Origin of the sequence: Streptomyces sp. NPDC101132 (genome assembly GCF_044759225.1) — a bacterium.
Lineage (GTDB): Bacteria > Actinomycetota > Actinomycetes > Streptomycetales > Streptomycetaceae > Streptomyces.
Map to the genome: position 1 here is coordinate 92,550 of NZ_JBIVYX010000010.1, position 12,987 is coordinate 105,536.

At 75.9% G+C, this 12,987-nt stretch carries 9 protein-coding genes; all 9 read left to right on the top strand.

The window, feature by feature from the left end; translation table 11 throughout:
• Positions 1–2 precede the first annotated feature (2 nt).
• Positions 3–944, top strand: coding sequence for a carbohydrate ABC transporter permease (locus ACIQUR_RS23420; RefSeq protein ID WP_403667429.1), 942 nt, complete (start codon positions 3–5; stop codon positions 942–944).
• Between the two features lie 2 nt (positions 945–946).
• Positions 947–1,861: a carbohydrate ABC transporter permease gene (locus tag ACIQUR_RS23425; protein WP_403667432.1), complete on the top strand. Its 915-nt coding sequence runs from the start codon at positions 947–949 to the stop codon at positions 1,859–1,861.
• Positions 1,862–1,868: 7 nt separating this feature from the next.
• Positions 1,869–3,134, top strand: coding sequence for a 6-phospho-beta-glucosidase (locus ACIQUR_RS23430; protein ID WP_403667435.1), 1,266 nt, complete (start codon positions 1,869–1,871; stop codon positions 3,132–3,134).
• Complete coding sequence (locus ACIQUR_RS23435) at positions 3,125–4,111, top strand: N-acetylglucosamine kinase (protein WP_403667438.1); 987 nt, start codon at positions 3,125–3,127, stop codon at positions 4,109–4,111. Before ACIQUR_RS23430 ends, ACIQUR_RS23435 begins: the two co-directional genes overlap by 10 nt.
• A gap of 199 nt (positions 4,112–4,310) precedes the next feature.
• On the top strand, positions 4,311–5,681 hold the full coding sequence (locus ACIQUR_RS23440; RefSeq protein WP_403667440.1) for a hypothetical protein: 1,371 nt from the start codon (positions 4,311–4,313) through the stop codon (positions 5,679–5,681).
• 7 nt (positions 5,682–5,688) lie between these two features.
• Complete coding sequence (locus ACIQUR_RS23445) at positions 5,689–6,714, top strand: glutamate ABC transporter substrate-binding protein (RefSeq protein WP_403667443.1); 1,026 nt, start codon at positions 5,689–5,691, stop codon at positions 6,712–6,714.
• 51 nt (positions 6,715–6,765) lie between these two features.
• Entirely contained in the window at positions 6,766–8,070 is a 1,305-nt protein-coding gene (locus ACIQUR_RS23450; RefSeq protein ID WP_403667446.1) for a hypothetical protein, read from the top strand.
• Complete coding sequence (locus ACIQUR_RS23455) at positions 8,067–11,099, top strand: tetratricopeptide repeat protein (protein WP_403667449.1); 3,033 nt, start codon at positions 8,067–8,069, stop codon at positions 11,097–11,099. Before ACIQUR_RS23450 ends, ACIQUR_RS23455 begins: the two co-directional genes overlap by 4 nt.
• A 483-nt stretch (positions 11,100–11,582) precedes the next feature.
• Positions 11,583–12,983, top strand: a complete 1,401-nt coding sequence (locus ACIQUR_RS23460) for a PP2C family protein-serine/threonine phosphatase (protein WP_403667930.1) — start codon at positions 11,583–11,585, stop codon at positions 12,981–12,983.
• The last annotated feature ends 4 nt before the right edge of the window (positions 12,984–12,987 follow it).

The following is a 12,987-nucleotide window of genomic DNA, read 5'->3' on the forward strand; positions in this document are numbered from 1 at the left end:
CCATGGCCACGCACACCCTGCGGGCGAAGCAGCGGCGGGCCGCGCTCACCGCCGCGGCCTTCATGTCGCCCTGGCTGGTCGGCTTCAGCGTGTTCTTCGCCTATCCGCTGCTGTCGACCGCCTACTTCTCCCTCATGGACTACGACGGGATCCGGCCCCCGGCCTTCGACGGCGCCGCCAACTGGTCGTACGTCCTCACCGACTACCCGCTCTTCTGGCCGGCGGTCCGCAACACGCTCTGGCTGGTGCTGGTGATGGTCACCTGCCGGGTGGTGTTCGGGCTCGGCATCGGCCTGCTGGTGACCCGGATCAAGACCGGGGCCGGACTCTTCAGGACGCTCTTCTACCTGCCGTACCTGGCCCCGCCCGTCGCGGCCACCCTCGGCTTCGTCTTCCTGCTCAACCCCGGCACCGGCCCCGCCAACACGGTCCTCGAAGCACTGGGCCTGCCGGCGCCGGGCTGGTTCACCGACCCGTCCTGGTCCAAGCCGGCGCTGACGCTGCTCGCCCTGTGGGGCATCGGCGACCTGATGGTGATCTTCATGGCGGCGCTGCTCGACGTACCGAAGGAGCAGTACGAGGCGGCCCAGCTGGACGGCGCCGGTGCGTGGCAGCGGTTCCGTCACATCACGCTGCCCAACATCTCGCCCATCGTGCTGTTCGCGGTGGTCACCGGAGTGATCCAGGCCATGCAGGCCTACACGCAGCCGCTGGTGGCGGGGAAGGTCGCGGCCGGCGTGATCGGCGGCTCGGGCCAGCAGTTCGAGCCCGGCTACCCCGACAAGTCCACGCTGACCCTGCCGCAGCTGGTCTACAACCTCGGCTTCCAGCGCTTCGACTACGGCTCGGCCTGCGTGGTCGCGCTGGTGCTCTTCGCACTGGCCATGGCGTTCACGGCGCTGCTGATGCGGCGCCGCGGCGGACTCGTGGGAACGGGTGACTGACGATGACGACCTCCCTGACCGCTCCCCCGGCCGGCGACCGGACCACCGGCTCCGGCCCGGCCGCCGGGCCGGCCGCCCGGGCCGCCGCCCGCCGCACCGCCGTGCTGCACTGGATCGGCGTCCACGCGCTGGGCGTCGCGGCCGCCCTGTTCTTCGTGCTCCCCTTCGTCTTCCTCCTGCTCACCTCCCTGATGAGCGACCAGCAGGCCCTCACCCGGGACCTCTGGCCGCGCACCTGGGAGTGGGGGAACTACGCGGAGGTCTGGCGCACCCCGGGCTTCCTCACCTGGTGGCGCAACACCCTGCTGTACGCGGGCCTCGGCACCCTGCTGACCCTGCTGTCCTCGGTGCCGGTGGCCTACGCACTCGCCCGGTTCCGCTTCCGGGGCCGGAACCTGTCGCTGCTGCTCGTGGTGTCGATGATGATGCTGCCGCCGCAGGTCGTGGTCATCCCCATGTACCTGTTCTGGGCCAAGCAGCTGGGCCTGTCCGGCACCCTGTGGCCGCTCATCCTGCCGCTCGCCTTCGGCGACGCCTTCTCGATCTTCCTGCTGCGCCAGTTCCTGCTGACCATCCCCCGGGAGTACCTCGACTCCGCGAAGGTCGACGGCTGCGGCGAACTGCGCACCCTGCTGCGGGTGGTCCTGCCGATGGCGAAGCCCGGCCTCGCCGCGGTGGCCCTCTTCCAGTTCTTCGCCTGCTGGAACGACTACTTCGGCCCGCAGATCTACGCCTCGGAGAACCCCGCCGCCTGGACCCTCAGCTACGGGCTGGAGTCCTTCAAGGGCGCGCACCACACCGACTGGAACCTCACCATGGCCGCGACGGCGCTGGTCATGGCCCCCGTGATCGTCCTCTTCTTCTTCGCCCAGAAGGCGTTCGTCGAGGGCGTCACCCTGACCGGAGTGAAGGGCTGACAGCACCATGAAGCTGACCGTCGTGGGTGGCGGATCCACCTACACACCCGAGCTGATCGACGGGTTCGCGCGGCTCCGCGAGACCCTGCCCATCAGCGAACTCGTCCTCGTGGACCCGGCCGCCGAGCGGCTCGAACTCGTCGGCGGCCTGGCCCGGCGGATCTTCGCCCGCCAGGGCCACCCCGGACGCATCACCACCACCGCCGACCTGGACGCCGGGGTCGCGGACGCCGACGCCGTCCTGCTCCAGCTGCGCGTGGGCGGCCAGGCCGCCCGCGAGAAGGACGAGACCTGGCCGCTGGAGTGCGGCTGCGTCGGCCAGGAGACCACGGGCGCGGGCGGGCTCGCCAAGGCGCTGCGCACGGTGCCGGTGGTGCTCGACATCGCCGAGCGGGTGCGCCGTACCAACCCCGACGCCTGGATCATCGACTTCACCAACCCCGTCGGCATCGTCACCCGGGCCCTGCTCGCCGCCGGCCACAAGGCCGTCGGCCTGTGCAACGTGGCCATCGGGCTCCAGCGGAAGTTCGCCGCCCTGCTGGGGCTCGCGCCCGCCGAACTGCACCTGGACCACGTCGGGCTCAACCACCTCACCTGGGAACTCGGCGTGCGCAAGGGCGGCCCGGACGGGCCCGACCTGCTGCCCGGGCTGCTGGCCCGGCACGGCGCCGCGGTGGCCGCGGACCTGAGGCTGCCGCAGGAGGTGCTGGAGCGGCTGGGCGTCGTCCCCTCGTACTACCTGCGCTACTTCTACGCGCACGACGAGGTGGTGCGGGAGATGCGCGAGAAGCCCTCCCGGGCCGCCGAGGTGGCCGCGATGGAGCGCGAACTGCTGGCGCTGTACGCCGATCCGGCCCTGGACGAGAAGCCCGAGCTGCTCGCGAAGCGGGGCGGCGCCTTCTACTCGGAGGCCGCCGTGGACCTGGCGGCGGCGCTGCTGGGCGACGGCGGCAGCCCGGTGCAGGTGGTCAACACCCTCAACCGCGGCACGCTGCCCTTCCTCCCCGACGACGCGGTGATCGAGGTGCCGGCCCGGGTGGACGCCTCGGGTGCCGTCCCGCTGCCCGTGCCGCGCCTCGACCCCCTGTACGCGGGGCTGGTCGCGCAGGTCACGGCCTACGAGGAACTGGCCCTGGACGCCGCCCTGCGCGGCGGCCGGGACCGGGTCTTCCGGGCCCTGCTGGCCCACCCGCTGGTCGGCCAGTACGACCGGGCCGAGGGCCTCACCGACCGGCTGCTCGCCCACAACGAGGAGCACCTCCCATGGCTGTGACCCCGTACGCCGTCCTGGCGGTGGACGCCGGCAACAGCAAGACCGACGTGGCGCTGGTCGCCCCGGACGGGTCCGTGGCCGCCCGGGGCCGGGCCGGCGGCTTCCAGCCCGCCGTGACCGGGGTGGCCGCGGCGGTGGACGTGATCGCCGAGGCGCTGGCCTCCAGCGGGGCCGCGGCGGACGGCGGCGGCCCGCTCGCCGGCCACGTGTCGGCCTGCCTGGCCAACGCGGACTTCCCGCAGGAGGAGCGGGAGCTGGCCCGGGAGATCGAGCGGCGCGGCTGGGGCCGCGGCACCGCCGTCCACAACGACACCTTCGCGCTGCTGCGCGCCGGGCTGCCGGCGGGCGCCGAGCCGCGCGGGGTGGCGGTGGTGTGCGGGGCCGGCATCAACTGCGTGGGGATGACCCCGGACGGTCGGACGGCCCGCTTCCCCGCGGTGGGCCAGATCTCCGGGGACTGGGGCGGCGGGGGCGGACTGGCCGACGAGGCGATGTGGTTCGCGGCCCGGGCCGAGGACGGCAGGGGCGGACCCACCGAGCTGGCCAAGGCGCTGCCGGCGCACTTCGGGCTGGGCTCGGTGTACGAGCTGGTCGAGGCCCTGCACCTGGGGCGGATCCCGCGGGAGCGGCGGCACGAGATGACCCCGGTGCTGTTCGCGGTGGCGGACCGGGGCGACGCGGTGGCGCAGGCCCTGGTCGACCGGCAGGCCGACGAGGTCGTCGCGATGGCCTCGGTCGCCCTGGAGCGGCTCGGGCTGCTGGCCGAGGAGGTGCCGGTGGTGCTCGGCGGGAGCGTGCTGGCCGCCGGGCACCCCCGGCTGCACGACCGGCTGGCGGCCCGGCTGGCCGACCGCGCGCCCCTGGCCCGGGTGACGGTGGTCACCGCCGCCCCGGTGCTGGGGGCGGCGCTGCTGGGGCTCGACGCGGTGGGGGCGCGCGAACCGGCGTACGGGGAACTCCGGCTCCGGTTCGGGTGATTCGGCGGGCCGCCGCGGGGAAGGGCTGGAACCGGGGCGGGGCGCGGGGCCGTCTGCCCGGGGGGAGCGGAACGTGGGGCGTGGCGGGGGCGCGGGTAACGGCGGCACGGCTGGTTCGGTCAAGATCCAGCCGTTGATGCTGTGCTCGTCGGCCACTGCGTCCATACTTCTGGCCAGGACCTGAGGGGGGAGAGGCCGGGTGACATACGCGTCGATCGCGCCGACGGCTGCGCCGGAGCCGGGCACGGAGCCGCCGCCCCGCCGGCGTACCGCCTGGTCGGAGGGCGTGGACCGGCTGCGTGCCGCCGCGACGACCGAGCCGGGCCGGCTGCGGATCATCGGGGCGGTGCTGGCGGCGCTCGTGGTGCTGTTCGGTGCCGTGACCGCCTGGCAGATCGCCGACCGATCGGCCGCCGCGGAGGACGTGGTGAGCCGCAGCCAGCCGCTGAGCGCGGACGCGGCGAGCATCTACCGTTCCCTCGCGGACGCCGACACGGCCTCCTCCAGCGGCTTCCTCGCGGGCAGCGGCGAGTCGCGGGCCGTGCGCGAGCGGTACGAGCGGGACATCGCCAACGCCTCGCGGCTGCTGGTGAAGGCGGCGGCGAACACCGGCGGCTCCGCGGAGTCGGCCCGGCAGATCGCCCTGCTGAACGAGCAGCTCCCCCGCTACACCGGCCTGATCGAGCAGGCCCGCGCCAACAACCGGCAGGGCCTGCCCCTGGGCGGCGCCTACCTGCGGTACGCCAACGAGCGGATGAGCACGCAACTGCTGCCGGCCGCCCAACGGCTGTACGAGGCCGAGACCGGCCGGCTCCACACCGACTACGCGCGGGCGGCGTCGTGGCCGCTGGCCGCCCTGGCCGCGGGGCTGGCGGCGCTGGCGCTGCTCGGCTGGGCGCAGTACCGCAACTTCCGCCGGACCAACCGGGTGTTCAACCACGGGCTGCTGGCCGCCACCGCGGCCTCGCTGGTGGTGCTGCTGTGGCTGGGCGTGGGGCACATGGTGGCGCGGGCCCACCTCCACGAGTCCCGGGCCCGCGGCCAGGAGTCGCTGAAGGTGCTCAACGACGCCCGGATCGCCTCGCTCCAGGCACGGGCGAACGAGAACCTGACGCTGGTGTCGCGCGGCGCGGTGCTGGCCGCGGACAAGAAGTCCGACAAGTACGACGTGGACTTCGCCTCGGACATGACGGCGTTGCAGGACGGCCTGGAGCGGGCCGGCCGGCTCGCGGACGACCCGGCCGGCGCCGAGCCGGTGGCCCGGGCGCTGGCGGGCTTCCGCGAGTGGCGGGCCCGGCACTCGGCCGCCCGGGCCACGGACGTGAGCGGCGACTACGAGGGCGCCCTGACGCAGGTGATCGGCGGGGGGAACAGCACGGGCGCCTCCTTCGACAAGGTGGACGCCTCGCTCCAGGAGGCCGTGGCCCACGAGCAGCGGGAGTTCACGACGGCGGCCGGGAACGGTCTCGGCGCGTTCGGCGGTCTCGCCCAGGGCGCGGCGGTGCTGGCGGTGCTGGGCGCGGTGGCGGCGTTGCTCGGTATCGGGCGCAGGCTTTCGGAGTACAGGTGAGATGCGGATGCCGATAGGGCGGGGCGGGCGCGCGGCGGACGGGCGCGAGAAGGTGCGGGCCGGACGGCTGCGCGGCTGGGGCGGGGTGACCGGCATGGCCGTCGCCTGCGCGCTGACGGCCGCGGCGGTGCTCGTACCGCTGTCCCGGCACCCGGGCGCGGACGGCGCGCCGGCCGGCTCGGTGGCGCAGGGCACGGCCGGGCGGCCGGCCGCGCCGGCCGCCGACACCTGCAAGGAGCCGGAGGCCAGCCTGACCCCGTCCGGGGCGGACGGCCCGACGATCGCGCGGATCAAGGCGGCGGGCAAGCTGGTCGCCGGCGTCGACCAGAACAGCTACCGCTGGGGCTACCGCAACCCGGCCACCGGGCAGCTGGAGGGCTTCGACATCGACCTGGTGAAGGCCATCGCGCGGGAGATCCTGGGCGACGAGGACGCGGTGATCTACCGTGCGATCCCGACCAGCCAGCGGATCCCCGCCCTCAAGGAGGGCCGGGTCGACGTGGTCGTCAGGACCATGACGATCAACTGCAAGCGGCTGGAGGAGGTGGCCTTCTCCACCGCGTACTTCGAGACCGGACCCCAGGTGCTGGTCCCCAAGGGGTCCCCGATCACCGGGTACGACGCCTCGCTCAGGGGGCGCCGGATCTGCTCGGCGAGCGGCTCGACCGCGGAGACGCAGCTGAAGGCCAAGTCCTTCGGCGCGGACATCTCGCGGACCGTTCCCAACCAGCTGGACTGCCTGGTCAGGCTGCAGCTGGGCGAGGTGGACGGCATGGTCACGGACAACGCGCTGGCGGCCGGCCTGGCCGCGCAGGACCCCTCGGTGAAGCTGGTAGGACAGCCGTTCGCCACGGAGTTCTACGGCGTGGCGATGAACAAGGACGCGAGTGACTTGGTACGGAGGGTCAACAAGGTCCTCGACGCGTACCGCCAGGGCGGTGCGAGCAGCCCCTGGATGGCGGCCTACCGCAAGTGGCTGGCGGCCGACCTCCCCGACATCACGGCGCCCCCGGCGCCGAAGTACCGGGGCTGACCGATCCCATGGGACGGCTCATGGGGCGAGGCGACGGCAGAGAGGGCATCGATGGGCGGCACGGCTGCCGGCTTCCCCGGCTCCGATGACGGGCCGGGCGGTCCGGTGATGGACCGTGACGAGGTGGACCGTGCGCTGGCCCGGCTGGGCGCCGAGCACGAGGCCGTGGAGACCTCGCTGCTGGCGCTCCAGGACCACGCGGGCCGCCGGCTCCTGGAGGGCGCGGAGCTGACCGGCCACACCAAGGAGCGGTGGGCGGTCACGGACGCGCGGATCTCCCTGCTGTGGAGCTACTTCGACGCGTACACGGCGGCGCTGACCGCGGCGAGGGACGCGCGGGCGCGGCGCCGCTGGGCCTCGCGCGAGGACCTGGCGGAGCTGACGGAGCGGCTGCGCGGGCGGAGCGTGACGGTGCCGGGCGCGGGCGTGGAGGGCTCGGCGCTGGCCGAGCGGTTCAGCCTCGCCGGGCTGGTGGCGCGGATGAACGAGCTGTACGCGGAGTCGCTGGACACGGTGGTCGCGGCGGACGCGGTGTGGTCGGCGCTGCCGGCCCGCATCGACCTGCTCGCGGCCGAGCTGCGCCGGACCCGCTCGCTGGCGCACTCGGTGGGCGTACGGCCGGGCGAGCACCCCTCGGGCGACGACCTGGAGGCGATCACCGAGGAGCTGACCGCGCTGCGGGCCGAGGTGATCACGGACCCGCTGGCCTTCTGGCAGCCGGCACCGGGCAGTTCGGCGCCGGGCGGCGGCCGTCCCGACACCGGGCGGTACGACCGGGCGGCGCGCGCCCTGGAGGACGTGCGCCGGGAGATCGAGGCGGTGCTGCTGGTCCGGCAGGACGCCGAGCGGCGGCTGATCGGCCTGCGCGACCTGCTGTCGCGGGCCGACCGGACGCTGGCCGAGGCGCGCACGGCGCGCGGGGAGGTGCTCGCGAAGATCGCCGCCTCGGAGGTGCCCGCGGTGAGCGGGCCGCCGACCGCGCTCCAGGAGCAGCTGGCCGCGGCGGCCGAGTACCGCAGGCAGGCGCAGTGGCACCGGCTCTCGCCGCTGCTGGAGTCGCTGGAGCGGCGGGCGGAGGACGAACTGGAGCGGGCCCGCGCCTCGCTGACCGCGGTCACCGCCCCGCTGGCGGTGCGGGCGGAGCTGCGGGGCAGGCTGGACGCGTACCGGGCGAAGGTGGCCCGGCACGGGATGGCCGAGGACCCGCTGCTGATCGAGCGGTACGACGCGGCCCGGCGGATGCTGTGGAGCGCGCCGTGCGACCTGCGCGCGGCGGAGGAGGCGGTGCTGCGGTACCAGCGGGCGGCGGCCGAGGTGCTGGTGCCCCGGCAGTACGGCCCTGAGGACGGGCGATGAACGAGGTGGGTGTGACCGGGTCGGGCGCGGCGGCGGCCGGGGGCGCGTGTCAGCGTCCCGGCTGTCCCGGGGCGTACGAGGACATGGGCGGCGGTGGGCTGTACTGCGACACGTGCGGGCTGGCGCCCGCGGGCGGTTCGGGGGCCGGGGCGGCCGCCGGGCCGGGCGGTGCGGTCGGCTCGGCCGGGCTGGCCGGCTCGGCCGGGCTGGTCGGCTCGGCCGGGCTGGTCGGCTCGGCCGGGCTGGTCGGCTCGGCCGGGTCGGGTGCGACGGGCGGCCAGGGGCCGGGTGCCGGCGAGGTCGAGACGATGCCCACCGGGATGACCAGCGCCGCGCGCGGCGCCCGGGGTTCACAGGGCTCGCACGGTTCCCAGGGGTCCCACGGCTCGTCCGGGTCACGGGGGTCCGGGCGCGGTTCCGCCTCGGCGCGGTCCTCGCGTTCCTCCCGGTCGTCGAGTTCGCGCCGGTCGGTGTCGGGGCGGCTGTCGCGCGCCATGTCCGGCACCGGCGGCTCCACGCGCTCGGTGTCGGTGCGCAGTTCGGGTTCCGCCTCCGGTGCCTCGGCCCGCGGCCGGCTGGGCGCCGGTCTGGTGTCCGTACCGGAGGTGGCGCGGCCCGATCCGTCGGCCGCGGTGCTGGAGAACCCGGAGGTACCGGAGCGGAAGCGATTCTGCTCGCGGTCGGACTGCGGGGCTCCGGTCGGGCGGGCGCGCGGGGAGCGGCCCGGGCGCACGGAGGGCTTCTGCACCAAGTGCGGTCACCCGTACTCCTTCGTGCCGAAGCTGCGCGCGGGCGACGTGGTGCACGGCCAGTACGAGGTGGCGGGCTGCCTCGCGCACGGCGGCCTGGGCTGGGTGTACCTGGCGGTGGACCGCGCGGTCTCGGACCGGTGGGTGGTCCTCAAGGGCCTGCTGGACACCGGGGACCAGGACGCGATGGCCGCCGCGATATCCGAGCGGCGCTTCCTCGCCGAGATCGAGCACTCCAACATCGTCCGGATCTACAACTTCGTCGAGCACCTCGACCAGCGCTCCGGCTCGCTGGACGGCTACATCGTCATGGAGTACGTCGGCGGCAAGTCCCTGAAGGAGATCGCCAACGAGCGGCGGCGGCCGGACGGGCGGCGCGACCCGCTGCCGGTCGAGCAGGCCTGCGCGTACGGGATCGAGGCGCTGGAGGCCCTGGGCCACCTGCACAGCCGCAACCTGCTGTACTGCGACTTCAAGGTCGACAACGCCATCCAGCAGCAGGACCAGCTCAAGCTGATCGACATGGGTGCGGTCCGGCGGATGGACGACGACGAGTCGGCCATCTACGGCACGGTCGGCTACCAGGCGCCGGAGGTGGCGGAGGTCGGCCCCTCGGTGGCCTCGGACCTGTACACGGTGGCGCGCACGCTGGCCGTGCTGACCTTCGACTTCCAGGGCTACACGAACGTCTTCGTGGACTCGCTGCCCGACCCCGGGCACATCGAGGTCTTCCGGCGGTACGAGTCCTTCTACCGGCTGCTGGTCCGGGCCACCGACCCCGATCCGGCACGCCGGTTCGCCTCCGCGCAGGAGATGGCCGAGCAGCTGACGGGCGTGCTGCGGGAGGTGGTCGCCCTCCAGACGGGGAAGCCCAGGCCGCAGCTGTCCACGCTCTTCGGGCCCGAACTGCGGGTACCGGACACGGAGCTGTTCGCGGAGCGGGCGGCCGAGGTGTCGCTGCTGGGGGCGCGGGAGGGGTCCGGGCGGTCCGGGGGCGGGCTCCTGGGGTCCGTACTCGGGTCCGTGCTCGGTTCCGGTCCGGGTTCCGCTCCGGGGTCCCGCTCCGGGGCCGGTGCGGGGGCCGCATCCGGGTCGGGGTCCGCGGCCGGGGCCGGGTCGGGGTCCGGCGAGGTGCCGGGCGGCGGTACGGTCGGCCCGGCCGGACCGCCCCTCGCGGTGCCGGTGGTGCCGGCCGCCGCGCACGGGGCCGGTCCCGTCGCGTCCCTCGGTACGGCGGCCACGCACGCGGTGGGGGCACCCGCCGCCGCGCCGGCCGCCTCCGGTGCCGCCTTCGTGCCGGGTCCCCGCGCACCCGGGCCCGCGGAACCGGTGGCCTTCGCTCCCGGGGTGCCCGGGCTGGCCCGGCTGGACGCCGTACGCCACGCGCTGGCCCTGCCGCTGCCGCTGGTGGACCCGACGGACCCGAACGCCGGTTTCCTGGCCGGCCTGACGGGCTCGGGCGCGGCGGAGCTGCTGGGCGCGCTCGGTGCCGCGCCGGCCGATTCGGCGGAGCTGCGGCTGCGGGAGCTGCGGGCCCGGCTCGAACTGGGCGAGGCGCGGGCGGCCGCGCGGCTGCTGGACGAGCTGGAGGAGGCCCACCCGGACGACTGGCGGGTGGTGTGGGCGCGCGGGGTCTCCTCGCTGGCCACCGGGGACGACGCCGTCGCGGCCCTGTCCTTCGACGCCGTGTACGACGCCTTCCCGGGCGAGCCGGCGCCGAAGCTGGCGCTGGGCCTGTGCGCGGAGATCCTGGGGCAGCTGGACAACGCGGCGGAGTACTACCGGCTGGTGTGGGTCACCGACCCGGGCTTCGTGAGCGCCGCGTTCGGACTGGCCCGGGTGCGGCTGGCGACCGGCGACCGGGCCGGTGCCGTGCGCGCGCTGGAGTCCGTACCGGAGGCGTCCATCCACTACACGGCCGCCCGGGTCGCGGCGGTGCGGGCCCGGCTGCGCGAGCGCGCGCCGCGGGAGGCGCTGCTGGACGACCTGACGGCCGCGGCCGGACAGGTCGAGGTGCTGCGGCAGTTCGGGCTGGACGCGGTGCGGCTGGAGTACCTGACCACCGAAGTTCTGGGCTCCGCCCTGGACTGGGTACTGTCGGGTAGCCGGGGGGCGGCCCCCGGGCACGCCTCGCTGCTGGGCAGTCAACTGGACGAGCGGGGGCTGCGGTTCGGCCTTGAGCGCTCGTTCCGCGTCCTCGCGCGGCTCGCGCAGCGTGGCGAGGAGAGGATCGAACTGGTGGAGCGGGCAAACCGTTTCCGTCCCCGGACGTGGGTGTGAGTGATGTCGCGGATGCCATGGCTGTCGGGATGCCCCAGCTGCGAGGAGCCGGTGGAGGAGGGTGACCGCTTCTGCGGCCGGTGCGGTTGTGCCGTGACGGCGGGGGCGCCGTCCGCCGACCGTCCGACGGTCCCCCTGGCGCCGGGCACGGCCCCGGACGCGTACGGCGGCCGGCTGGCCGCCGGTGGCCTCCCGGGCGGGCCCGTGGCGGCCACGGGCAGCCACCCGGGCGGCCCGGTGCCGTCCGCGGGCCACCCGGGCGGACCCGTGCCGGCCGCGGGCGGCTTCCCCGGCGGTCCCGTGCCGCGCACCGGCGAGCCGTCGCCCGGAGCCGCCCCGACGGCCCACGGGTTCGGCGACCCGTCCTGGCCGGCCCACCCGGCGCCGGGCGCGGGCTCCGCCGCGTACGGGGCGGCCTCCGGCCCGGACCCGGCGGCGTACCGGGACGACCCGGCCGGCCGGACCCCCGGGGCCGGGGTACCGCTGCCCGGCGAGCCCCGCCACGACTTCGGCGCCCCGGCCCCGCGCCACGCCGCCGCCCCCGCGCCCGACCCCGCCGGCTTTCCCGCCCGGCCGGCCACGGCTCCCGCCTCCGGCGGCCCGGCCCCCGCGCCCGGCCCGAACGCCCCGGACCCCGGGGCGGGCTTCGGGGTCCCGGCCTCCCGGTCCGGCGGGCACGGAGCCGCGGCCGGCGACGCCTCGGCCGGCGCCGGAGGCGGTCCCGGCACGGACGGGGCGTACGGCGGGCCGGTGTCCGCCGCCGGCGGCGCCCCCGGCGTGCCCCCGCGCCCCGACCACCCGCCGACGCTGCCCGACGGCTCCGGCCACCCGCCCACGCGGTACGACGGCCCCGGTCACCAGCCCACGCTGCACGACGGCCCCGGGCACGAGCCCACGCTGCACGACGGCCCCGGTCACCAGCCCGTGCAGGTGCCCGCACCGCCCTCGGCTCCCCCCGCGCCGCCCGCCCCCGCCGCGGGCCCGCGGCCCGCGGGGGCACGGGTCTGCGTCGCCTGCCGCAGCGGGCAGGTGGACACCGACGGGTACTGCGAGAACTGCGGGCACGCCCAGCCGCGCGAGCGGGACCACCAGGAGGAGGCGCTGGAGAGCGTCGCGGCCGTGAGCGACCGCGGCCTGCGGCACCACCGCAACGAGGACTCCTTCGCCGTGGCCGCCACCGCGCTGCCGGACGGCACGACCGCCACCGTCGCCGTGGTCTGCGACGGCGTCTCCTCGGCCAGCCGGCCCGACGACGCCTCCGCCGCGGCCGCCGCGGCGGCCAACGAGTCGCTGCTGTCCGCGCTCCCCCGCGGGGCGAACCCCCAGCAGGCCATGCACGAGGCGATCGTGTCGGCGGCGGACGCCGTCAACGCGCTCGCCGCGGCCCCCGGCCACCAGAACGCCCCCGCCTGCACCCTGGTCGGCGCCGTGGTCACCCACGGCATCCTGGTGATCGGCTGGGTCGGGGACTCCCGCGCCTACTGGGTGCCCGACGACCGCTCCGCCCCGCCCGCCCGGCTCACCGAGGACGACTCCTGGGCCGCCCAGATGGTCGCCGCGGGCCTGATGGGCGAGGCCGAGGCGTACGCCGACGTACGCGCCCACGCGATCACCGGCTGGCTCGGCGCCGACGCGTACGAGCTCGAACCGCACACCGCCGCCTTCAAGCCCGACCGGCCCGGCGTGGTCGTCGTCTGCACCGACGGCCTGTGGAACTACGCGGAGAGCGCGGAGGAGATGGCGCGGGTGCTGCCCGCCGACGCCGCCGCCCGGCCCCTGCACAGCGCCCAGGTGCTCGTCGGCCACGCCCTCGACGGCGGCGGGCACGACAACGTCACGGTGGCCGTCGTGCCGTTCCCCGTGGCCCCGCGTCCGCATTCCTGAGGAG

Bases quoted from the DNA above. Each gene is read 5' to 3' on its own strand.
- ACIQUR_RS23420 (WP_403667429.1), top strand. From the start codon at position 3: ATGGCCACGCACACCCTGCGGGCGAAGCAGCGGCGGGCCGCGCTCACC.
- ACIQUR_RS23425 (WP_403667432.1), top strand. From the start codon at position 947: ATGACGACCTCCCTGACCGCTCCCCCGGCCGGCGACCGGACCACCGGC.
- ACIQUR_RS23430 (WP_403667435.1), top strand. From the start codon at position 1,869: ATGAAGCTGACCGTCGTGGGTGGCGGATCCACCTACACACCCGAGCTG.
- ACIQUR_RS23435 (WP_403667438.1), top strand. From the start codon at position 3,125: ATGGCTGTGACCCCGTACGCCGTCCTGGCGGTGGACGCCGGCAACAGC.
- ACIQUR_RS23445 (WP_403667443.1), top strand. From the start codon at position 5,689: ATGCCGATAGGGCGGGGCGGGCGCGCGGCGGACGGGCGCGAGAAGGTG.
- ACIQUR_RS23450 (WP_403667446.1), top strand. From the start codon at position 6,766: ATGGGCGGCACGGCTGCCGGCTTCCCCGGCTCCGATGACGGGCCGGGC.
- ACIQUR_RS23455 (WP_403667449.1), top strand. From the start codon at position 8,067: ATGAACGAGGTGGGTGTGACCGGGTCGGGCGCGGCGGCGGCCGGGGGC.